A 22,292-nucleotide genomic window follows, 5' to 3' on the forward strand; every position below is an offset into this window, starting at 1 on the left:
GATGGCAAGCATCGACCAGAAGTACATTCGCAATTTCTGCATTATCGCCCATATCGACCACGGCAAAAGCACGTTGGCCGACCGTCTGCTGGAGAAAACAGCCACGGTTAGCTCGCGTGAAATGAAAGAGCAACTGCTGGACGATATGGAAGTCGAACGTGAACGGGGCATCACCATCAAGGCCCGAGCCGTGGCGATGCGCTATAAGCTTGGCAAGCAAGAATATGAAATCAACCTGATCGATACGCCTGGCCACGTCGACTTTCAATACGAGGTGGGCCGCTCGCTTACATGCTGTGAAGGTGCCGTACTGCTGGTCGACGCGTTTCAAGGGGTCGAGGCGCAAACCGTCGCCAATGCGTTCATGGCGATGGAACACGATCTCGAGATTATTCCTTGCCTCAGCAAAATCGACCTTAACCACGCTCGCCCAACCGAAGTGGCCGAGGAAATCGAACATACGTTGGCACTCGATGCCACCGACATCTGCGGTATCAGCGGCAAGACTGGGCAGGGGGTCGACGCGTTGCTGGCACGAATCATCGATCGTGTTCCCGCCCCTAGCGGCGACCGCGAATCCACGCTGCAAGCGATGGTCTTTGATTCGCACTACGATAAGTTCCGCGGCGCGATCACTTACGTTCGCGTGATGAACGGCCGTCTCAAAAAAGGAGACAAGATCCGCTTCATCCGTGGCGAAACCAATCACGAAGTACTCGAAGTTGGCCAGTTCGTCCCGCGCCCGGTTGCTCGCGATGAGCTTTCCGCTGGCCAGGTCGGTTACGTCATCTGCAATATCAAGTCCCTCGAACTGGTGAACATTGGCGATACGATCACCGTGCAAGGTGACAAAGGGGCCAAGCCGTTACCTGGTTATCAAGAACCAAAGCGGATGGTTTTCTGTGGCCTTTATCCATCCGACGGACAAGACTTCGAACAGCTACGCGACGCCCTGAAGAGCCTGCGTATCAACGATCCGAGCTTCACGTTCGAGCCAGAAACGAGCGACGCTTTGGGCTTCGGCTTCCGCTGTGGCTTCCTTGGGCTATTGCACATGGAAATCGTGCAGCAGCGGCTAGAACAAGAAGCCGATATCGACCTGGTCCAAACCGCGCCAAATGTGACCTACCAGATTGTCAACAAGCAAGGCGAAACGGTCGACATCCATAAACCACAGGATGTGCCCGAAGCAGGCGAGATCGAAACCTTCCTCCAGCCGATCGTGCGTGTCAGCCTGATCCAGCCGTCCGACTATATCGGCCCGGTGATGCAGCTTTGCAACGAACGTCGCGGGATCCATGTTCGAACCGAATACCTTTCGCCAACCCGGTCGATGTTGGTGTACGACATCCCGCTGGCCGAAGTGATTTACGATCTGCACGATAAGCTTAAAAGCTCGACCCGGGGCTACGGCACCATGGACTACGAGATGCGCGGCTACGAAGAAGCCGATCTCGTGCGGATGGACATCCTGGTCAACGGCAAGCGGGTTGATGCCCTGAGCATCATTTGCGACCGAGCCGACGCCGACCGTCGTGGCCGTGCTGTCGTGAAAAAGCTGAAAAGCGAAATCGACCGCCACATGTTCGAGGTGGCCGTGCAAGCCGCGATTGGCACCCGCGTGATCGCCCGCGAAACAGTGAAAGCATTGCGTAAAAACGTGACTGCCAAGTGTTACGGGGGGGACATCTCGCGTAAACGAAAGCTCTGGCAGAAGCAGAAGGAAGGTAAGAAGCGGATGAAATCGATCGGTTCGGTCGACATCCCGCAGAAGGCCTTCATGGCGGTTCTCGAAACAGGCGAAGACCGCACGTAAGTCTCTCAGCAATTCCCATCAGACGCAATTACAATAAAACCATCGCCGAGCCCTCACTCGGCGATTCGTTGTCCCCTCCCGAAAAACCGGAGGAGCTTATGCGTCTCGTTCCCTTTTTGCTGCTTTTGGCGGTTGCCGTGGGTGTGGCCAGTTTTCAGGTCGCCAGCATCATGCCACCACCAATCTATCGGGTCGTCAGCGGATCGATGGCACCTCACTTGCCGGGGCCGCATGTAAAGGTCATTTGCGACCATTGCCAATTCACCACACTAGTCGATGGCGTGAGCGAATTGCCGGCCGAACTAACTTGCCCCAATTGCGGCCAAACCAGCCCAGTTCCTCCAGCGGTCGTCGAACCAGGCAGCACGATCCAATGGGAACCTGTTTTGCCAGATCAGCTGCAACGCTTTGACTTGGTGGTGCTAGCTATCCCGCACCAAGAACAGCAATTCGCGGTAAAACGAATCGCGTTTCTCCCAGGCGAAGTCCCTCGCATTCAGCAAGGCGAGCTTTATCAAGACGGAGAGATCATTCGCAAGACATCGCGGCAGCGCGAAGCACTGAAACTGCTGATGTTCGACCAATCGCATTCCCACGGCGATTCTCGCTTCCTCTCGCAACTTCCTAGCGGTAGTGGATGGGATGTACGACCAGGCGTACTCGCATTTGCTCCCCTACAGGAGGGTCAACCGGACGAAGAAGACTGGCTGATTTATCACCATCGCAGTTGCTTGCCTCCGCCTAGTTCGCAGAATCATGATACGCCTCCCAAGGACAGCTATGCCTACAACCACTCTCTCTCACGGGAACTCTTTCCAGCCAACGACCTGTGGCTTGCGTGGACCTTCCGCCACTGGAACGCCGATGCTTTGGTCTTACGGCTGCAAGGTCAGAACGAAGAAGCTTTGATCCGACTTGATTTTGCCCAAAAAGTCGTCCAGGCGCAATCTTCTCAAGCGAGCGTCGAACTTCCCCTAGCGGTGGAGTCGCTTGCTGGCTGCAACGTGAGGGCAGGGCAGTGCGACGGGAAGCTGTTTTTGGAACTCGATCAAGGAAAACGGCATTGGACTTTTCCTTTGGTCGAGACTGAACTGGTCTTCTCGGGTCAACCATTCGCCCTCCGAATTGAAGGAGGGACAGCCGTGCTGAAACAAGCCCAGGTCTATCGCGATATCGTCTGGCTCGGAGCCCATAACCGAGGCGATACCTGGTCGCGGGATCGAAAATTGACCCCGTACGAGATCTTTGTGCTGGGGGATAACGTACCGATCTCCGAGGACTCACGCGGCGAAATGGGGTCAATAGACATCCGTAAACACTTACTAGGAAAAGTGTTACAAACAAACTCCGAGTAGTTATCCCCCTGCTGCAAGTCCGCCCGACCAGCGCTGCGTTAGATTTGGCGATTCGTTATAGTAAAGTTTTCGCAACCAACAAACTCGGGGACAGAACGCCCCGAGACAGCACCTTTGCTTCCCGAGACTCGCGATATCGAGCCCCAGGGAAACAGAAAAATAGACGCCCATGGTGAAGAAGAAACGCAACTCAACAACCGCTGCGGACAAGTCCTCGAAAGGCAAAGATGGCGCGGAAGGGGATCACTTCGCCGTAACACGCGAGTTCGTCGAATCGTTGGTCGTGGCGGTGATTTTGGCGCTTTTGTTTCGGGCGTTCGAAGCGGAAGCGTTTGTCATTCCGACCGGCTCGATGGCGACCACCCTGCTTGGCCGTCACAAAGACGTAACCGACAAATACACGGGCTTCGAATACACGGTTGGTGCCAGTGCCGAACTCGATCGTCACACCCAGAAAAAAGAACACGACATCATCCAAGCCGTCGATCCGCTTTACCATCGCCTGACCGACATCAGCGCGGATGAATCGTACAACGGCGACCGTATCTTGGTGAGCAAGTTTGCCTACGACTTCTCTGCCCCAGCCCGCTGGGACGTGATTGTTTTTAAGTACCCTGTCGAACCGCAAACCAACTACATTAAACGTCTCATTGGACTACCCGGCGAAACGGTTCGGATTTTTCACGGCGACATCTATATCCAAAAGCCTGGTGGGTCTGGCTTCTCGATCGAACGCAAACCGCCTAGCAAGCAGTTGACGCTCCAGCGATTGATCTACGATACCAACTACCCTTGCGACATTTTGGAAGAGGCGGGTTTTCCCGACCGCTTGGAGCCGTACCCTGCGGAAACCCAAGGCAGTTGGACGAAGAAAGAGAACGGCGCATTCATCTGCCAACCGCAAGGCGAAACGTGGCTACGTTACCGACATGTGTTGGCCGACAACGGCAAGAATGTCCGTTACTGGGCGATGGCCGAGAACCGTCAGCCCATTAACACACAAGAGGCCCGGGATACGTGTAGTCAATTGATTACCGATTTCAGTGCTTATAACACCGGCACTCTAACCGAGTATGCTGGCACCCGCAGTTCATCTGGCTTGCACTGGGTGGGTGACCTTTGCCTGGAGTTTGAAGCCGAAGTCGAGTCGACTTCGGGAGTCATGTCGCTCGACCTCGTTGAAGGTGGAGCCCACTTCCGCTGCGACATTGATGTAGCCACCGGTAAAGCGACGATCTCGTCGAACGATCCGAACATCGAGTTCGAGCAAACCGGGCCAATCGAAGCGGATACCGTGGTCAAAAGGCCAGGCGCCTATTCGTTCCGCTACTCGAACGTTGACAACGAACTTCGTTTGTGGGTGAACGACCGCTTGGTCAACTTTGGTGCTCCGGTTCATTACACGCCTCGCCAAGCCCCCGTTCCGAAGTGGAGCGAAACCGATCCAGGCGATCTTTTGCCCGTAGGAATTGGTACGAGCTCGGTGGCAATGACCCTGAACCGCGTGCGGGTTTATCGCGATGTTTATTACATTGCCTTTGGTACGCAGTATGGCCGGACCTCAGACACGATTGTCGACTATGCCGCCGAAGGGCATCCGAGTTGGAATGTTCTGCCGCCGAACGAAATTCGGGCGATCCTTACCGATCCCAAGTCGTGGGCAACCACCAATCTGTTTAAGTCGCGTCGTGAAGCGATCTTTAAGTTAGAAGAGCGACAGTATTTTCCCTTGGGCGATAACAGTGCGGAAAGCTCTGATGGACGCCTGTGGGACATCGGCCAACAGTTTGTGCCCGAGCACATGCTCATTGGCAAAGCCTTGTTTGTTTATTGGCCGCATTCTAAGAACAAGCCAGTTCCGTTTTTCCCCAACTTCAGCCGCATGAAGTTTATCCAATAGCGGAAGGACCGAAGGATTCATGGACGAATCAACCATTCTCACCGCCCAAAATCTCGTCAAAACCTACGGACGGCGTCGTGTCGTGGACGGGGTTAGCTATGAGGTGAAGCGGGGCGAAATCGTCGGTTTGCTGGGCTCGAACGGGGCCGGCAAGACAACCAGTTTCCGCATGACCTGTGGCATGGTTACCCCCAACGAAGGCAGCGTTCAGCTGAACGGCAAGGACGTGACCTTGTGGCCGATGTTCAAGCGTTGTCGCGATGGCGGCATGGGCTATCTGGCCCAAGATAGCAGTGTGTTTCAAAAGCTAACCGTCGAGCAAAACTTGATGGGCGTGATGGAACTGCTGCGAATCGATGCCTACCATCGCAAGCAACGCTGCGAAGAATTGCTAGAACGCTTCGATATCACCCACATTCGCAAGTCGAAAGCTAAAAGCCTGTCTGGCGGGGAACGTCGCCGCTTGGAAATCGCCCGGTGCCTGGTTTCCGATCCGGAAATCATCATGCTCGACGAACCCTTTACGGGAATCGACCCGGTGACGGTCGACAGTATTCAGCTGGTGATTCGTGAACTGCGACAAAGCGGGATTTCAATTTTGATCACCGACCACCAAGCAGAGAAGACATTGGAAATCGTCGATCGCTGTTATGTCGTTCATCGCGGTAACATTCTGTGCCATGGCGCCCCAGACGAAGTGGTGCGACACCCAGAAGCCGTGAAATACTACTTCGGCAATCTTTCACGCAACAACTTTGGCGGACGAGAAGATCTCGACGCTGCGGCCTGAGGCCAAAGGATGTTCAGATGGCGCATCGCGTGTTTCATGCCTGGAACGGCACCGAAGGTGAAATCGGCGCCGAGATCACGGCAACCGCGCCGTGCCCTATCTCACAAGACCACGCTGCCGTGGTGGTCAGCAATCGTGATCGCTATGGCTATCCATTGCGAACGGTGATCTCAAAAGCCTCTGGCTTGGTTTATGTCGACCCTCAGCCTCCGGCGGAAGCGATCGACGATTTCTATCGCCACTGGTACCGTTTGTTCTATAAATCCTCCTCGGTCCCGAAATGGAAACACACGGCCCGCAACGCCTTTATTGCTGGCCAGCGCGTTGAGAAGCTGAACCACTATCTGCCGAAGGGCTCGTCTGTTCTTGACATCGGCACCGGCTCAGGCGAACTGCTTTACGTGGGCAAGAAGCATGGCTTCCAGATGCAAGGCCTGGAAGTCGATCAAGCCTATTCCCAGTTCGGCCGCAGCAACTACGGCGTCGAAATTGCGAACACGTCGTTGCAAGCAGCCAACTTGCCTGCCGAGTCGCTTGACGCGATTACCATTTTTCACGTGCTAGAGCACCTGGCCGATCCCTTAGCCGCGATGCAGAAGATGGCCAACGCCCTCAAGGTAGGCGGGCATTTGATTCTTGAGGTTCCGAATGTGGAATCCCAAGATGCCCGCTTCGCTCAGAAATGGCACCTAGGGCACCTCTATCACTTCAACTGCGTAACCATGGCCGCCATGGCGAATCTCTGCGGCTTGTCCCCGTTGGTCATCGCCACTTGCAACGGCAAGAATCATACGGAAGCAGTTCTCACGAAAGCGGCCGAACCAGCCCCGATCGACTGGCAAACAATTGTTGCTGGCAATTTCGAGCAAACCTGGGCCGCCCTGCGTTATCAATCTCGCTGGGGTTGGCGCAAGAACTGGGCTAACCGCTTGGATCGTACCCGACACAAGCTCTCTCGCAACGTCCAAGAATGGATCTCCGCACTCTCCGAGCCGAACCGACGCCGCCTTGTCGACAAGGTGATGAAGAAGCGCGCCTGAGTTCTACTGGCCCCCCAGAAACAGGCACCCTTGAAGTGCGGTTCGTTCGCTGATCACTTGCCGGCTGGAAACGTGCGTTGACACACCGCATTGAAAGTGGGGTGTATCGAGCGCTGTTCAGCAATTTTAGTGACTTCTCTTTACGAATAGCCGGGCCAACATCGCTAGCCCGATGCATTGTCGTGGGGTACGATGGATGTGTGATTTTTTACAACGTTTCGGGGGCAAAACTTTCTTTATCCACATTTGGCCAAAGGTGAACGATTCACTTTGGGATGAAGAGCTTTTGATGGACGATACTTTTCTCTCCGATTGAGATGGCACCGATAACAACATGGCAAGGCCCAAACAAGATACCCCTACGACCGGAGAACTCGAAGTTCTCAAAGTCCTTTGGAAGCGCGGACCAAGCACGGTGCGCGAAGTTCTGGAAGAACTAAACCAACAAGGACGAAAACGAGCTTACACCTCCGTCATGAGCTTAATGAACGTAATGTCCGACAAGGGGCTTCTCGATCGAGAACCGCTCGGGCGAGCCTTTCAGTACACGGCCAGGATGCCACAAGAGTCGACGCTGGGGGACATTGTCGGCGACATCCTCGGACGCGTCTTTGAAGGATCCGCTCCCTCGCTGGTAACCCACCTTTTGGAAGAATCAAAACCGAGCGCTTTAGAACTCGAAGAGATCCGGAAAGCTCTAGAGCAATACGAAGAGGAGAACGGCCAGTGATGTGGAGCTTGCTGCAAAGTCCTGTGGCGATGAAACTGACTTTTGTCTTACTCCACTTTTTCTGGCAAGCGTTACTACTGCTTTGCCTCTGGCGTTTGTTAGCATCCTTGCTGGCACTACGTACCGCAGAAGCCCGATATCTGGGTGCTTTGGCAACGCTTATGATGATGGGGTTATGCCCTTTCGCAACGTACCTCTTGCTCGATACCGATAAGCTTCCTCCGGTCGCTGATTTTTCAGAGGGGCCATCCGCGACCACAGACGTGCCCGGAGCCTCGCTGCAAACGTCGGCATTTGCATCCATGGCTGACGCGGAGATCAACCACTTCGAGCCAACCGCTTCTTCTGTAACCTCTCACTTCACCATAGCCGGTCTGATAACAACCTATCAGCCCTACGTGATCTTTGGCTGGTTGCTTGGCGTTCTACTTCTGGGCGGGCGAATTTGCCTGAGCTATCTTGGCACCATCTGGATTCGGCGTGTCGGTCTCAGCGGGGTCGAATCGCACGTTTTGGTTCAATTCTCTGAGATCGCCCAGCGTTTGCAGATCTGGCACTTGCCACCGATTGCCTATTCAAGCCGCATTAGCCAAGCCATGACGGTCGGGCTCATGCGGCCGATGGTTCTCTTGCCGGTGTCCTGGATGGCGGAAATCTCTCCAGACGTCCTAGAAGCGGTACTCGCGCACGAATTGGCTCATGTGAAGCGGCTCGATCTTTGGGTGAACTTTTTTCAACGGTTGATGGAGACCGTTTTCTTTTTTCATCCGGCTGTTTGGCTCGTTTCTGCCGAAGTTCGCCGAGAACGAGAGTCGTGCTGCGACGAGTTAGCAATCGCCGCCACCGGCCAGCGTTTGGACTATGCAAAGTCGCTGCATGAGGTTGCCTATCGGCAAATGACCGGCACTTCCCCGATGTTGACACTTCCATTTCTGGGACAACGATCAGGCGAATTGCTGGGTCGCGTTCGCCGTGTCCTTGGGGCGACTTCTCCCCAAGCAGGCGAACGCTCTTGGCCAGCCGGCTTGATACTAATAGTTGCCCCGCTTTGCTTGTGGGCGATTCTGGCGATTGTTTTTCCGCAGATAAGCACCACGGCCAATGCAGAAGACAAGCCATCTCCAGAAGAAAGCACTCCCGTCGAGCCTTCGTGGCGTCATTCTCACCCCGAAGATGGCTCCCTTCGCAGGAAACGCCGCCCTCAAGACCGCAATTCCCATCGCCCAGCAGCACGAAAAGATGCCTTTGACGCAAAGGATCACGCTTCATCTCTCCATCAGTTCGACCTCGAAAGCCTAGACCCAGAAGACCAGGCCATGATGCTAGTCTTGCGTTCTTTACGCCAGGAAGTCCACATTCTGCGAGAACAAGTCAAAGAGCTGCGGCAAGAATCGCCTCGCAAGAGGCGAAAAGCACGACGACTGGAAGAGCTTTTGGACGAACCTACGCCAACGATCGATGATGATCACGAGGAGTAGCCCAGCACGTCCGGCACATCTTTTCGTCGACGGTCGCCTAGTCTTGCTCGCCCCACGGAATCGCTGGAAATCGTGATAGAATGTCTACTCACGTTTGAATTACGTGCTTAGCAACAACAACTGGCCGATCGTGGGCCCTTGCACTTCCTTGAAGAACTCATGGCATCTCGCCCCTCTCAACCAAGCTGGCAGCTACCCCCTGGTGTAACGCGGGGGTCGCTCGACTATATCGAATCGCCAGCGATTGCAGATGGCTACGACGAAGACCTGGCGTTTGGCAGCGACTTTCAATTCGATGAAGAAACGATTGCCCAGTTCATCCCCGCCAGCGGCCTGGTGGCAGATTTAGGTTGCGGCACAGCCCGGGCCCTGATTCCACTGGTGCGTCGTGGCAACCGTGGCTTGGCGGTCGATCTTTCGCCCGAGATGCTGCGTATCGTCGCCGAGAAAGCCTGCAGCGAGCAACTCGACATCGAATGCCTGCAAGCCAACCTGGTTGAACTCGACGCCATCCAGGACGCTTCAATCGATCATGCCATTTGCATGTTTAGCACCTTGGGCATGATCAAAGGCGCGCCGCACCGCCGCCAGTTCCTCGACCACGTTCATCGCATGCTTAAACCTGGTGGACGGTTTGTGGTGCATGTCCATAACTTCTGGTTCAACTATTTTGAGCCCAACGGGGCGTACTGGCTTGCCTCGCACTTGCTTAAAGCCTGGCTCACGCCAGGGATGGAACGAGGCGACAAGTATTATCGCTATCGAGGCATCCCCAACTTCTTTCTCCACGTCTTTAGTCGCAACGAGTTCGCCCAGGCGTTAAAACAAAGTGGCTTTAAGATCAACCGCTTGGTTCCGCTGCGCATGGATCGCCAAGGAGAGCTGCCGCATGCGTGGCTGCTTGGTGGTTGGCGAGCAAGTGGCTGGATCGCGTTGTGCGAGAAATAAGGCGTTTACTTCTTGCGTCGCCGCGTGTCGATGTCTTCGTAAGAATGCGGACCAGGGAAGTCGACCAGGCCGCGTCGTTCGTTGGGCATGGGTAGCGGTCCGGCAATTTCGGCAGCGGCCCGGCGGCCAGATTCTTCGGGTAGTTCGTCCGCCCCAGGGAAGGGTGCTGCTTCCTCTTGATACAGATGAATGGTCTGCGTCGGGAAAGCGAATTGAACTCCCAACCGCTTGGCCAATCGTACGATATCGACAAACAAGCGATGACGTTCGCGTAGTTCCACGCTCCAGTCGTTGCAGTCAAAGTAAAGGTTGACCAAGATATCGAGCGAGCTGCTGTTGAACTCGTTTAGATAGACCTGATAGTAGTCTTTGCGGGTGTACGGCTGCCGGCGAATAAGTTCGCGAATGCCTTCACAAAACGCGTCGATCTGTTCTGGTGTGGTATCGTACTGCACCCCAACGACTGTATTCACACGACGAAACTGGCGGCGCCCCATGTTGTCGACTTTCGCCGTAATCAACAAACTGTTGGGCACCGTCAGCAAGCTGTTGTTGAACGTGCGAATCTTGGTGCTTCGCAGGCCCATTTTCTCGACGGTGCCTTCCACCCCTTCGGTCAAAATCCAATCGCCAATCTCGAAAGGACGATCGATCATTACGGTCAACGAACCGAAGATATTACTTAGCGTGTCTTTCGCCGCCAAAGCAATCGCGATACCACCGATACCCAACGAGCCCAGCAGACCGACAATCGGCAAGTTAAACGAATCGGCTAGCATCAACACGCCGATACAAACCGCAAACGTCTTTAACGATTTGCTTAGCAGTGGCAAAAGCAGGTCGTCGTATTTCTTTCCTCGACGAGCAGCCGCGTTGACCAGGTGGATGACGATTAAATCGCTGAGACGAAAGAATGTCCAGATCGCCGTGACAACCCCAAAGGACTGCACCCCATAAAACAATATTGCTCGAAATAAGTCGGGCAAGCGAAACAGGTACAATCCGCCATACCAAGCCAACGCCATCGCCGTCAGCCCGATCGGCTGCCAGGCTTTTTTAAACGCTTCGCTCAGTTCTTCATCGGAGGCGGAACGAGAGAAACGGACCACATAAATCAAATGCAGTAGCCATTTGAAGAATACGTCGACAACGTAACCGGTGAAGATCAGCAGCAATAAGCAAATCCATTGGTACGTAGGCAATAGAAATTGCGTTTTGCGATAGTAAGGGGGTACTTGCGATTCCAACCAAAGCGCAAAAGTTGGCTTCGGCATGGAATCACCTCTTCCGGTTTCTTCTTCCAGTTTCTCACGACTGGAAATTTGCTTAGCGTATTTCGTGACCAGCTTATTGATTGCATCGATTGTCTTCGCGCTAAAACGCCACAAACCATCGCTTCCCTTAGTAAGGGTAATTTTTTGGGCATCTTCAAGGTCGTCCGGAGGAACATAGCGGCCCGTCTTACCATTTCCGAAGACCGTAACCTCAATCTGGTCGGTCTTATCCGGTACCTCTTCTGGATGGATGCTCCATAAGGTCGAAAGCAACTGGTAGAGTTCGTACGCCAAGTCACGTTGCGAAGCCTTCTGAGCCTCAGGACGCTCGCTGAAGTCCATGCACTCGATTGCCGTATCGAAATCACTTTTCTGGCAGGAATCTAGAAATGTCTGTACCGTCGCCCGAGGGCTGCCTTGCCGCAAAAGCAACTTCGGGTCGATTGGTGGTGGTGCGGCCGGTTTCTCGGCGGTCGCTCCACCGGTTACTTCAGACAAAGCTTGAGCCGAGACGACAGCTGCTAGCTGGCACAGCAGTAAACCGCAAAGCAAGATCCGAAGAATATTTCTGGCCATGATAGGGGGAGGTAACCTATGCAGGACGTTGTGTGAAGAAAGCCGTCCAGTGCTTACCAAGTTTCGCCGCGAACCATGCGGGAAGTCATCCAGAGACTCTCGATGCTATTCGTTTGCTTCGAAATAAAAAAGGCCCCCGGAAAGTTCGGATCCCAGGGGGGCAAAGGATTCCGTTCTTCTCCGGGAGCGATTGGTCGGTTCTGCGATCGACATCCTGTCGAAATTGAGCCGAATCATTCGGATGCCAAAATGCGAGTTATCTAGCAAGCCTGCCGAGCATCCGTGCCCAACTGCTGACTAACGATCCGCGGAAAACCACCGTCATGGTTTTCCCTATGCAGGAAACATCTCATCACTATGGCAAGTGCGAACGACCGTCGGTTTGCTTTCGCTAACCAAGACATGTCGTTCGTGTGAGGCGGCAAATTATTTGTTTTCCGAAAATGGGTCAACCCCGTTTCTTGGAAACATTTTCCGCGTGATGATTTTCGAGAATTAGCTTGCTATCACAGGGGTAGTGGATTCCTGTTCAGCTGTGGCCTGATCGCACTTATCTTGAGAACGCACGATCACGTTTCCCCCTTGCTCGGTCCCTTGCTTCACACACAACTCGGCACGTGACACAAGACCTTTGGAGTTGTCCCCTTCACGCGCTTCTGTCACACCGCAAGTCACCGTCACCTGCACAACCCCATTGGGGGTTTCGAATTGCAATTGGCCAATCGTTTTACGGGCCCGTTCAGCCACCAAAGCAGCAGCCGTTCCGTCCGTGCCAGGCAACAACGCTCCGAATTGCATCTTCGATAATTTGCAAACATGATCCATATCACGAAGCAAACCCTTGATCGCCAAATGCACGCCTGATTCAATCTGCTTGAAGTCGCCTTGCGTGATTGCCACGCGTTGATCGATCGGATCGATGTTTACCACAAACATCCCAAGTGGCTGTTGCTTTCGTTGAAACATTGCCAAGCGGCGATCAACGTCACGAAGAAACTCCTGGCGAGGCGACGAGGCTCCAGCCTCCTCCGCTTCCCACGCAGGATCGGCCCCCTTGGGAATCTCGTGGCACCCGTGGCAATCGTGCCAGCATGCGCGATTGCGACCACGTCGTTTGGCGTCGTATAACGCCCGATCAGCACGCCCCAGCCAATCCTTGGGCGTGTCGTCGCGAAACAGTTCGGCGACCCCCAAGCTAACTGTGACGGCAAGCTTCGTCTGCTCGAGCTTGACTTGTAGCTTCTCAATTTTGTAGTTGATTCGCTGAGCGGCGACCTTCGCGTCGAAGATTTCGGTCTGAGGAAACAACACGGCAAACTCCTCGCCGCCGTATCGCACAGCAATACCACCTAACGGCTGAACCGTCTGACGAATCACTTCCCCGACCGCTTGAAGACACGCATCGCCAACCGGATGCCCATAGCGATCGTTGAACTCTTTGAAGTGATCAATGTCGATCATGATCAGCGAGCCTGGCTCTTGCAGACGCTGGCGATTGTCAAACAAACGCTGCAGTCCTTCATCGAAAACGCGTCGGTTCGGCAAGCCTGTTAACGCATCGGTACGTGCTTCGACCCGGTGCGAACGCAACTGGTGCGATTGTTCGAGCAAGCGATTTTCTGCCACGTTCAATCGCGTGTCCAAATGCCGGTTGGCTTCGATCAAGTGAGCGATCACTCGCGCGACACCTTCCACGCCGGAGATCTCGCTTAAATCGTTGTTGATTCGTTCAACCGATTGCGAATGCTTATGCACATCGGTCCGCATCCCGTCGGCCAGCGACTGGACATTCTCGACGACACTGTGCAACATTTCCGCCAGGTCGGCGTCTTGTTCGCTAGTTTTGCTTGGCTCGTCCGCCAACGTTGTCTCTGGGATATCCTCATCCGACTTCTGGCCTCCCGATAGGTTAAGCCAAGTAGAAGCCAGAAAGCCAATTCCGAAGAACAAGCCACATTGGATAGCGTGGAATAACGTGAATTCAGGCATCTCTAAATTCGCGATCAATGGGGGCATTGAAGCGGTTATGCTAATTGTACGAATAGCAACCATCGAGGCTGTTTGTGCGCAATCGCACTTGGGGAAGTGAAACCTCTATCAGTTACTTAAGTCACAATCCCCCCCGGTCAAGCAATTTTGTGAAGATAGTCTACGAACTCGTATATTCGAGAAATCCTGCGCATAGCCGCACATGCTGATATTTTCCAACCCGTGTTGAAAATCGGAACTATACTTGCAACAAGGGATATACATGCCGCTAAATTTGCGCAGACGCCCTAATGCTCCTCCTACTTTGATGCCGTCTGCTATGAAACCCCTGCTAGTCGAAACAGGGAAAAACTGATGATGCTTGCGAAAAGCAATTCCGAACAACGTTTCCCCCGCGTCTTAATTGTTGACGACGACGATGCCATCATGCGCGCTGTTTCGCGCGTACTCGACACTGACGAATCGATTCAAATTGTGGGTCAAACCACCCACGCTCAGGCCGCGCTGGCAATGGCGGAAACCGTCAAACCGGATGTCGTTTTGATGGACATCCACATGCACGGGCTCGATCCCTTTCTGGCCTGTTTGCAGATCGCCCGGGTGACCAACGGGCACACGAAAGTTCTGTTCTATACCGGTTTTCCGAAAGACAACTACCTCGACCGCTGCTTAGCAGTCGGTGCTGCAGGAATCGTCTCGAAGCACTCCGAGTCGCTCCGAAATCTGGCCTTTGCCATTCGCCATGTGGCGGCCGGCAATACGTATTTCTCACCAGAACTCGACAAGCGTCTTACGCAACGAGAAGACGGACTTCCTGTTTCTCGCTTGGCTACACTAACCGAACGTGAAGTGGGTGTGCTTCGCGAATTGGCACTGGGGCGAACCCAGTCGGAAATCGCCGACGCCCTCGATATCAGCGAGCGGACCGTCAACAAAACAGTGGGCGACCTGAAAACTAAGATCGACGTGCAAACAATCAACCAGATGCTTATCTTCGCCGTCAACGAAGGTTTAGTGCATCCTGAGTTGATCTTCGTAGAACGTCCTGACCAGACGTAGCACGCACTCTTGCCAGCGATTGTGGTACGATGATTCTCAGGAACAGCTGAAATCTAGCACCATGGAATATCGCTCATGCTATCGCCGACGCAACAAAAACGCGCGCTCGAACTTGTCCAAACCTTGATGGCCATTCCCGGAAAAAGTGGAGAAGAGGCCGAGGTGGCAGTTTTTGTTCGGGAGCAACTCTTATCCTCCGGCGTGCCGGCATCGGCCATGCAACACGACACGGCTCATACACGCTGCCCAGTGCCTGATAGTACGACCGGCAATCTTATTGTCCACTTGCCAGGCAATCGCAACGCACCGCGCCGAATGTTGATGGCACACATGGACACCGTACCGATTTGCGTCGGTTCGAGACCCACGCGTACCGAGGACTATTTGGTTCCTCAGGACAAACATACCGGGCTCGGGGCGGACGACCGAGCCGGCGTGGCGACGGTGCTATTCGCAGCAACCGAACTGCTGCAGCAGAACCTCCCTCATGGGCCACTAACGTTGCTGTTTACCGTGCAAGAAGAGATTGGCTTACAGGGAGCCAGGCACCTTGAAATCGCGCAGCTTGGCGAACCAGAACTGGCTTTCAACTGGGATGGTAGCGATCCCGTGAAACTTACCGTTGGAGCGATCGGTGGCTATCGCATGACCATCGACATCCACGGCAAAGCCAGCCACGCCGGGGTCGCTCCTCAAAAAGGAATCAGCGCCGTAACGATCGCCGGTGTTGCGATTGCCAAATTGCATCAAGCTGGGCTTTTGGGAAAAATTGACCTGGGTGACCTTCAAGGCACAAGCAACATCGGGGTAATCCAAGGTGGCAACGCAACCAATGTGGTGGCAGATCACGTTCGTCTGCAGGCGGAAGTTCGAAGCCACAACAAGGAAACCATCCAAACCCTGGTACAACGCTTTGAACAAGCATTTCACGAGGCCACCCAGGAAGTCACCAACGACCAAGGCGAACAAGCCACCGTCAAGTTCGACGGCGACCTCAACTACGAACCGTTCGTCATGCCGACCGAATCACCGAACGTGACGATCGCCTCAGGCGTATTGAAATCGCTCGGTCTCGAACCGGTGCATGCGATTGCCAATGGCGGTCTGGATGCCAACTGGATGTTTCGCCATGGCATCCCCACGGTCTCGCTAGGGTGCGGTCAGCAGAACCCTCACATGACCAGCGAAAGACTTAACATTCCTCAATTCCACACCGCTTGCGAAATAGCGCTGCGTATTGCTACCGGAGAAGATGGTGCCTCATGAAACCAGATGACGAACTTTGCCTCTGTTTTCATGTAACGTTGCGGAAGGTACACAACTTCTGCCGCATCGAAAAACCAAGGCGCGCATCGCAACTCTCAGAGTGTGGCGGGGCTGGCACCGGTTGTGGCTGGTGTCGTCCGTTTCTATTACGGATCTTCGAGAACCAACAACATGCCGAGGGGAACGAGATACCGGACTCCGAGGCGTACCATCGCGAGCGCGCGACTTATCTACAAGAGCGGAAATCGCGCAAGCAAAACGAAGACAAACCAACACCCCCAGGCGATTAGGCTTGCCACGCTTCTTTAAGAGCAACCATGGCCTGTTCGCGGTTTGGATATCGCTGCCAGAGTGATTCGATCTTGGAACGTTTCAGCACGTCCAAGCAGTCATCATTAATCCCAGCAATAACCAAGTGTCCCCCACGCTTCTTAATGAGTTTCCAAATTCGAATCAGAAACTGAATGAAGAACGCCCCTATGGATTTGGTTTGAGCCAAATCGATCACAACCAAAGGGGGTGAGGCATGCTTGACAACTTCGACGATCTGCTGAACGACGTTGCCTAGATTGGACTCTTCAAGATTCTCGTACTCTGAACCAAATTCGAGAATCGTTATATCGCTCTGGCGCAGAATATTGACCATTGGCTGACAATCGCCGGTTAATACGGGAATGAGAATTCACAAGGCAGGGACTTCCTCTGGGGTGGGCGGGGTTTTCACCTGAGGAAAAGGAATTGACGTAGTGTCAAACAGAAAACCGGCAAATCGAGCAAATCCATGCTTGCGGGTAGTCTATCTGCCAATCTCCGTAATAACAACCCCTCAACTTTTTGAATATTTCCGAAGAGATTCCACAACAATTGTATACTTGGAAATTGCCCCCAACCAGACTTATCCTAAGAGGTATATGCCATTATTCGCATGGGTGTCCTTCCGCTAGAGGGGCTGAATACGAGGTTATTGCCTGGCATGTTGAAACTCACCCCATAGAAGAGGCCGGAACCTTGAATCGATTCAACGACACAGATGAAGATGACTTGTTGCCCTCGAGCGAAGACCGTCGCGCGATCGAGATCAATCGCTTGCTCGATCAGATTCGCCAGACTGCGGATAAACTGCAACGCGACGCTGCCAGCCGAGGAGATCTGAAGCTACTCGCACGCTCTCTCAAAGAGTTACGTTACGCTTTCAAAGTGTTTACTCCTTACCGAGACATGAGGAAGCTAACCATCTTTGGTTCCGCGCGAACCAGGCCCGATCATCCGAATTACATTACGGCTGTGAAGTTCGCGGAACAAATGGCGCAAGATGGCTGGCTGGTGATTACCGGTGCCGGTAGCGGGATCATGGAAGCAGGCCATCGCGGGGCAGGACGCGAGAACGCAATGGGCTTGAATATCGTGCTACCGTTCGAGCAACAAGCCAATCCCATTATTCATGGGGATGACAAGCTCGTTAACATGAAGTACTTCTTCACGCGGAAGTTGATGTTTGTCAAAGAATGCGACGCCGTGGTCTGCCTTCCTGGTGGGTTTGGAACGTTGGACGAGGCATTCGAAGTGCTTACGCTGGTGCAAACCGGTAAGCGAGATCCTTTCCCAATTGTTCTTCTTGATGCTCCCGGCGGAACCTATTGGAAGAAGCTTGATGATTTTATCCGCGCGGCCTTGCACGATGACGAAATGATCTCGCCGGAAGATTTCGCGTTGTACCGTGTCACCGATTCAGTCGACGAAGCGGTCGCCGAGATCGAGAAGTTTTACAAGGTCTATCACAGCATGCGGTACGTCCGCAACAAGCTGGTAATTCGCTTGCAGAAAACGATTAGCTCGTCTCTACTAGATGCCATTCGTTCGGAGTTTCACGGCTTGCTGAGCGAGGGGGATTTTGAAATTCGCTCGGCATTAGCGGAAGAGGACGAGCCAGAAATTGAATCTCTCCCACGTTTGGTTTTTCATTTTAATCGGCGAGATTTGGGAAGGCTCCGAATTCTGATCGATTGCCTCAACGACGAAAGCCTTGAGCCAGCATCTCGCAAATTCGTGTAGTAACGAATCCCCCCAAAGCGAGAGGAAAAATTTCTTCTCGCGAGGCCGATTTTTTTTGGCTATCGAATCGCTGAACGGGTTGGACGCTCAGCGATTCGCTCTTCTTGGCTTTGCTTGTTCGCCTTGAGGTAGGTCATCAAGTCGCCGATTTCTTCCGCCGTAAGTTGGTCGAGCAAGCCAGACGGCATGATGCTGACCTTCGAAGGTGACATCTCTTCCACATCTTCCAGCAACACTTCGAACTTATTGCCTTGGCTGTCGATCACCACATAATTGCCGCTCGGGCTGGTCGAAACGAGTCCGGAAAGTACCTTGCCATCAACCGTCAAGAGTTGCTTGGTCGCGTACTGATCCGAGATCACGTGCGAAGGAAATAGCACCGACTCTAAAATCTGCTTCTTCTGGAAGCGATTGGCGATATCGGTCAGATCGGGCCCGATCGCTTCTCCCACGCTTCCCATCCGGTGACAAGCCGCACACTGAGCCTTCTTGAAGATCATCGCCCCAGCCGCTGAGTCTCCTCCGTGGTATTCTTCGGAAGTCAGGAAGTCGAGCAGTTCGTCCAAATTCCAGTTGCTTGATTTGACGTCTACTAGTTGAGCTTCCGGCAAGTCAGGGTGCGATTCAGCAAACCATTCCTGCCAAGCTGTCATTTGTTTCTCGGGCGTATCGGAAGGACGTGCCGCCGTTTCTTTGGTCCACTTTGCCAACAGTTGGCTCACCGCCTGCTTGCCCGAATCGTCCAATCGCAAGCCCAGCATAATCAACTGGCGAATTGCCTGAGGATCGTCTTCGGTTTGCGAAGCCTGGTTTAGCTTCTGCACGACATTGGTGGCGAAGTTGCCTTCCAATACGGGGATCGCTTTTACAAGGTATGGAAAGTTCTTTCCATCCGCTTGCTGAGCCAAACCAAAGGCAATCGAAGCCCGGCGTTCTGGTTCGCGGTCGAAGGCTTCGCGGAGGTAGGCCATATTCTGTGGCGAGCCGTTGCTGGCCAAGATCGCGACAATCCCTTTTCGCATCCGCGTGGCAACCGTCGTTTCGTCTCCATCAAGCTCTTTATCAATCATCCGCAACGTGGCCAATACTTCATCGCTGGGTTTTTCCGGCAACTCAAACAAGACTGCCAAGGCGGCATTGGGCCACATATGCCCCAGCGACAAGGCGACGTACTGTTCTTGCGGGTTGAGGCATTTGACGAACTGCTTGGTACTCGTTTCGATATAGCCTCGCAGTCCTTCTCCCCCTTCGATCTTCAAACCGCTTTCCAAGTGCCCCAGCAGCTTCAGCTTCTGTTCGCTAGTCCAGCCTTCGCTGATGAACGACATGTGCATCGCCAGGTTCAGCCGTTCGGCTGCGGGGATGTCGCTGTCGAGATGAGCGATGTAGCGGTCAGTGATATTGGAAACATGGAAGTGAGCCAACGTGCGAATCAGCTCGCGATTCATGCGATGATCGCCTGCGGGGAACTCGTTGGCGATCCGATCAGCCAGGCCTGGCACGTCGGCATCTTGCAGATCACCTCGGTGAACGGCAAGCTGAATCACACGAAGCATCGACAGAAATTCGTCGTCGCTTAGATAGTCGTCCAATCGCTTTTGAGCTCGTTGAGCAATTTGAATTGCCATTTCCCGAGAAGGCTGAGCTACCAGCGCTGCGACACAACCAGCATTAAACAGCTTGGCCGAATCGGCATTTAATGCCAGTTCAATCCAATCAGCCACCGGCTGCGTTTCTAGCAAGCGTCGCGCCGCATATACTTCGCGACGATCATCAGCGGTCAGTAGGGGACGCAGTTCTTCAAGAGTGACTTTGCCATTAATTTCAGCCAACGTTTCACACACTTCTGCTCGCACGGCGGAACTATCGTGCGTCAACAACTCTTTCAAGCGTGCGGTGGCCTCTTCGCCAGGATAGTTGATAAGCAGTGCAACCGCCTTTTGGCAAACCTCGTCGTTATCGTCCTTGGTCAAGTCCAGCAGCATCGCCAAACTTGGCGTTGGCCCGTACAGTTGCATCAAATCCAAAGCGCGAGTGCGATAGTTGGCCGGATTCTCTTCCGCGATCGCAACTCCTTGAACTTGTGAGCTCCACGAATCACCCAGGCCAGCTTGAATTTCAGCAATCTTCTGACGGCCCCAGGCACTTTGTGGTTGAGGATAACGAATCGCTTGGGCAATGCCTTCGCCCAGGTTCTGAGCCCCTTCCGAAAGTTCGCCTTTGTAGACAATTCGGTACAAGCCACCTTCTGTACCGCGACCGCCGGTCGTGAAGTAAACCCAACCATCCGGGCCGACTTCCAGGTCGGTCACGTTCATCGGCTTCCCTTCGAGCAGCGCTTCGCTTTGGGCGGTGTAACCAGCGCCTTCTTTGATCAATTCCACGGTACTGATCCGACCATTGGCCCAGTCGGTGACAAACAAGCGGTTCTGATATTTAGCGGGATACTTGAAGTGATCGTAAATCACTACACCGGTGGGCGAGCCTGCTCCGGTTTCCAAAATGGGTGGCACGCAATCAGGATAGTAATTTGGCCATTTCGCCCAGCCACTTCGCCAGCCGAAATCGGAACCAGGAGCAACCTGGTAAATCCGGGTAGGGCGATGCCAGACGAGCCCTTCGTCCCATTCCATATCGCTATCGTGGATGAACAAATCGCCGTTGCGATTGAATGCCAGGTCGTAGGCATTGCGAATACCGCCCGCAACAACTTCGATGTTTTGGCCTTCGATATCGGTTCGCAAAACCATCCCGCCGGGAGCTTTAACTCCGACCGCATGACCGCCTGGGTCCTCAAAGCGCGGTACGAGGTCCCCTTCATAGAAGTGGCGATGCGGGCTGGTTTCCGAGATATCGAAGTCGAGCCGGGTATCGTTACCGGCGACCATATAAATTAAGCCGTCCGGTCCCAAGGCCAACGCGTGCGGCCCATGTTCCCCGATTGCTCCATTGAACTTTGCCAGGGTGGCGACTTCCTCGACCTTGCCATCTTGGTCGGTATCGCTCAGCCGGTAGAGGCCGGTTCCTTCCGAGCCTTCGCCGACAACAAACACATCGCCATTAAGAGGCAGGATGCCTTGGATGTTCTTAACGGTATCGTTGTAGGTCCGCATCGAATCGACGATGCCGTCGTCGTTGGTATCGTACAGCAGCATCAGGTCGCCCCCTTCTTTCGAGGCGATGATGTTGCCGAATTCGTTGAATGTCATCGAGATAAGGGCGCCGGTTTTCTCTGCCGAAAGCACCTCTTGAATGGCAAACCCCGGCAAGATGCGAAAGCGAGATTCTTCTGGAGCCGGCTTCGCTTCCGGCGACGTCTCAGCCGAAGGAGCGACGACGACTTCTGGTTGTTTCTTGGTTGAAATCGGCTTCGCTTCGATCGGGCGTTGCGACGGTTTGGTTTTCTCGGCGAACGTCGGCTCTGGCGGAACCGGAGGTCCAGAGGAAGCCAGGTGCGGCTTGCCGGTTGCCCAGGGCGCAGTTGAGTCAGCCGGACCGAACTCTTGCGATCCCCCCCAGCGCGAATCGCTATAGAAAGTCGATTGCCACAGCGGGAATGGACGTAAATCGTTTTTCCAACTCGCATTGGAAGGGAAGCTCACCTTTTGGTTGTTCGAGCCAAAGATGGTGATTTCCGCCAGCAAACCGGCGCTGCTGCCCTGGGTATTGCGAACTTGAACCGCAAAAACGTTGTCGCCGATTTTGAGGTACTGCGATATGTCGTACCGCTTTCGATTTCGCCAATTATTGTCTTCTGCGATTTTTTTGCCGTTGATCCACAGCTCGTATTCGTCGTCAGCGGCGATCATAAATTGACCACCGGTCATTTGCTTGATGTTGATGCTCTTGCGGAAATAGCAAGAAGACTCCGGTATTTTGTCTTTTTGATGCTGCGGAGCCCAAATCCATTGCGGTTGGTTTGCCGGTGTCTGGGCCAGGGCAAGACGTCCCTGTGCCGCGAAGACGGTGACGAGAAGCAATACGCAAAGTGATTTGTTGGCAGTCAACATCGTACAACT

At 53.9% G+C, this 22,292-nt stretch carries 16 protein-coding genes; 12 read left to right on the forward strand and 4 right to left on the reverse strand.

Going from position 1 to position 22,292, the window contains the following annotated elements; translation table 11 throughout:
* The first annotated feature begins 1 nt into the window (after position 1).
* The 8 genes from lepA to DTL42_RS24600 all read left to right on the forward strand — a co-directional run bounded on the left by lepA (position 2) and on the right by DTL42_RS24600 (position 10,057).
* On the forward strand, positions 2–1,816 hold the full coding sequence (gene lepA / locus DTL42_RS24565; RefSeq protein WP_114373304.1) for a translation elongation factor 4: 1,815 nt from the start codon (positions 2–4) through the stop codon (positions 1,814–1,816).
* A gap of 98 nt (positions 1,817–1,914) precedes the next feature.
* Entirely contained in the window at positions 1,915–3,171 is a 1,257-nt protein-coding gene (locus tag DTL42_RS24570; RefSeq protein WP_114373307.1) for a S26 family signal peptidase, read from the forward strand.
* A 169-nt stretch (positions 3,172–3,340) separates the two neighbouring features.
* Positions 3,341–5,071: a signal peptidase I gene (gene lepB / locus DTL42_RS24575; RefSeq protein WP_199590214.1), complete on the forward strand. Its 1,731-nt coding sequence runs from the start codon at positions 3,341–3,343 to the stop codon at positions 5,069–5,071.
* Between the two features lie 19 nt (positions 5,072–5,090).
* Entirely contained in the window at positions 5,091–5,861 is a 771-nt protein-coding gene (gene lptB / locus DTL42_RS24580) for an LPS export ABC transporter ATP-binding protein (protein WP_114373309.1), read from the forward strand.
* Between the two features lie 17 nt (positions 5,862–5,878).
* Positions 5,879–6,901, forward strand: a complete 1,023-nt coding sequence (locus DTL42_RS24585) for a class I SAM-dependent methyltransferase (RefSeq protein ID WP_114373311.1) — start codon at positions 5,879–5,881, stop codon at positions 6,899–6,901.
* Between the two features lie 334 nt (positions 6,902–7,235).
* Complete coding sequence (locus DTL42_RS24590) at positions 7,236–7,631, forward strand: BlaI/MecI/CopY family transcriptional regulator (protein ID WP_114373313.1); 396 nt, start codon at positions 7,236–7,238, stop codon at positions 7,629–7,631.
* Complete coding sequence (locus DTL42_RS24595; protein ID WP_114373315.1) at positions 7,631–9,109, forward strand: M56 family metallopeptidase; 1,479 nt, start codon at positions 7,631–7,633, stop codon at positions 9,107–9,109. Before DTL42_RS24590 ends, DTL42_RS24595 begins: the two co-directional genes overlap by 1 nt.
* Positions 9,110–9,268: 159 nt before the next feature.
* A complete protein-coding gene (locus DTL42_RS24600) occupies positions 9,269–10,057 on the forward strand; it encodes a class I SAM-dependent methyltransferase (protein WP_114373317.1) in 789 nt (262 codons plus the stop codon).
* 5 nt (positions 10,058–10,062) lie between these two features.
* On the opposite strand, the gene DTL42_RS24605 is transcribed toward DTL42_RS24600, so the two are convergent.
* Positions 10,063–11,907 (reverse strand): mechanosensitive ion channel family protein, encoded by a 1,845-nt coding sequence (locus DTL42_RS24605; protein WP_114373319.1) that lies wholly within the window; start codon positions 11,905–11,907, stop codon positions 10,063–10,065.
* A gap of 495 nt (positions 11,908–12,402) precedes the next feature.
* A complete protein-coding gene (locus DTL42_RS24610; RefSeq protein WP_158545541.1) occupies positions 12,403–13,896 on the reverse strand; it encodes a GGDEF domain-containing protein in 1,494 nt (497 codons plus the stop codon).
* Positions 13,897–14,250: 354 nt separating this feature from the next.
* Between DTL42_RS24610 and DTL42_RS24615 the strand changes: the two genes are divergently transcribed.
* The 3 genes from DTL42_RS24615 to DTL42_RS24625 all read left to right on the forward strand — a co-directional run bounded on the left by DTL42_RS24615 (position 14,251) and on the right by DTL42_RS24625 (position 16,511).
* Positions 14,251–14,955 carry a response regulator transcription factor gene (locus DTL42_RS24615; RefSeq protein ID WP_114373323.1) on the forward strand — a complete coding sequence of 235 codons (705 nt, stop codon included), beginning with the start codon at positions 14,251–14,253 and terminating at the stop codon, positions 14,953–14,955.
* Positions 14,956–15,030: 75 nt separating this feature from the next.
* Entirely contained in the window at positions 15,031–16,221 is a 1,191-nt protein-coding gene (locus tag DTL42_RS24620) for a M20/M25/M40 family metallo-hydrolase (protein WP_114373325.1), read from the forward strand.
* Entirely contained in the window at positions 16,218–16,511 is a 294-nt protein-coding gene (locus tag DTL42_RS24625; RefSeq protein ID WP_114373328.1) for a (2Fe-2S)-binding protein, read from the forward strand. The genes DTL42_RS24620 and DTL42_RS24625 overlap by 4 nt, the downstream gene beginning before the upstream one ends.
* Here the strand turns inward: DTL42_RS24625 and DTL42_RS24630 are convergent.
* Positions 16,508–16,867, reverse strand: a complete 360-nt coding sequence (locus DTL42_RS24630; RefSeq protein ID WP_114373330.1) for an STAS domain-containing protein — start codon at positions 16,865–16,867, stop codon at positions 16,508–16,510. The genes DTL42_RS24625 and DTL42_RS24630 overlap by 4 nt on opposite strands.
* 362 nt (positions 16,868–17,229) lie before the next feature.
* Here DTL42_RS24630 and DTL42_RS24635 point away from each other — a divergent pair, with 362 nt between their 5' ends.
* Entirely contained in the window at positions 17,230–18,273 is a 1,044-nt protein-coding gene (locus DTL42_RS24635; RefSeq protein WP_425305534.1) for a TIGR00730 family Rossman fold protein, read from the forward strand.
* 59 nt (positions 18,274–18,332) lie between these two features.
* On the opposite strand, the gene DTL42_RS24640 is transcribed toward DTL42_RS24635, so the two are convergent.
* Complete coding sequence (locus tag DTL42_RS24640; RefSeq protein WP_114373332.1) at positions 18,333–22,283, reverse strand: DUF7133 domain-containing protein; 3,951 nt, start codon at positions 22,281–22,283, stop codon at positions 18,333–18,335.
* Between the last annotated feature and the right edge of the window lie 9 nt (positions 22,284–22,292).

Origin of the sequence: Bremerella cremea, from assembly GCF_003335505.1 — a bacterium.
In the GTDB taxonomy this organism is placed as follows: domain Bacteria; phylum Planctomycetota; class Planctomycetia; order Pirellulales; family Pirellulaceae; genus Bremerella; species Bremerella cremea_A.

Coding starts and splice junctions, on each gene's coding strand:
- lepA (WP_114373304.1), top strand. CDS start 2: ATGGCAAGCATCGACCAGAAGTACATTCGCAATTTCTGCATTATCGCC.
- DTL42_RS24570 (WP_114373307.1), top strand. CDS start 1,915: ATGCGTCTCGTTCCCTTTTTGCTGCTTTTGGCGGTTGCCGTGGGTGTG.
- lepB (WP_199590214.1), top strand. CDS start 3,341: ATGGTGAAGAAGAAACGCAACTCAACAACCGCTGCGGACAAGTCCTCG.
- lptB (WP_114373309.1), top strand. CDS start 5,091: ATGGACGAATCAACCATTCTCACCGCCCAAAATCTCGTCAAAACCTAC.
- DTL42_RS24585 (WP_114373311.1), top strand. CDS start 5,879: ATGGCGCATCGCGTGTTTCATGCCTGGAACGGCACCGAAGGTGAAATC.
- DTL42_RS24590 (WP_114373313.1), top strand. CDS start 7,236: ATGGCAAGGCCCAAACAAGATACCCCTACGACCGGAGAACTCGAAGTT.
- DTL42_RS24595 (WP_114373315.1), top strand. CDS start 7,631: ATGTGGAGCTTGCTGCAAAGTCCTGTGGCGATGAAACTGACTTTTGTC.
- DTL42_RS24600 (WP_114373317.1), top strand. CDS start 9,269: ATGGCATCTCGCCCCTCTCAACCAAGCTGGCAGCTACCCCCTGGTGTA.
- DTL42_RS24605 (WP_114373319.1), bottom strand. CDS start 11,907: ATGGCCAGAAATATTCTTCGGATCTTGCTTTGCGGTTTACTGCTGTGC.
- DTL42_RS24610 (WP_158545541.1), bottom strand. CDS start 13,896: ATGCCTGAATTCACGTTATTCCACGCTATCCAATGTGGCTTGTTCTTC.
- DTL42_RS24615 (WP_114373323.1), top strand. CDS start 14,251: ATGATGCTTGCGAAAAGCAATTCCGAACAACGTTTCCCCCGCGTCTTA.
- DTL42_RS24620 (WP_114373325.1), top strand. CDS start 15,031: ATGCTATCGCCGACGCAACAAAAACGCGCGCTCGAACTTGTCCAAACC.
- DTL42_RS24625 (WP_114373328.1), top strand. CDS start 16,218: ATGAAACCAGATGACGAACTTTGCCTCTGTTTTCATGTAACGTTGCGG.
- DTL42_RS24630 (WP_114373330.1), bottom strand. CDS start 16,867: ATGGTCAATATTCTGCGCCAGAGCGATATAACGATTCTCGAATTTGGT.
- DTL42_RS24640 (WP_114373332.1), bottom strand. CDS start 22,283: ATGTTGACTGCCAACAAATCACTTTGCGTATTGCTTCTCGTCACCGTC.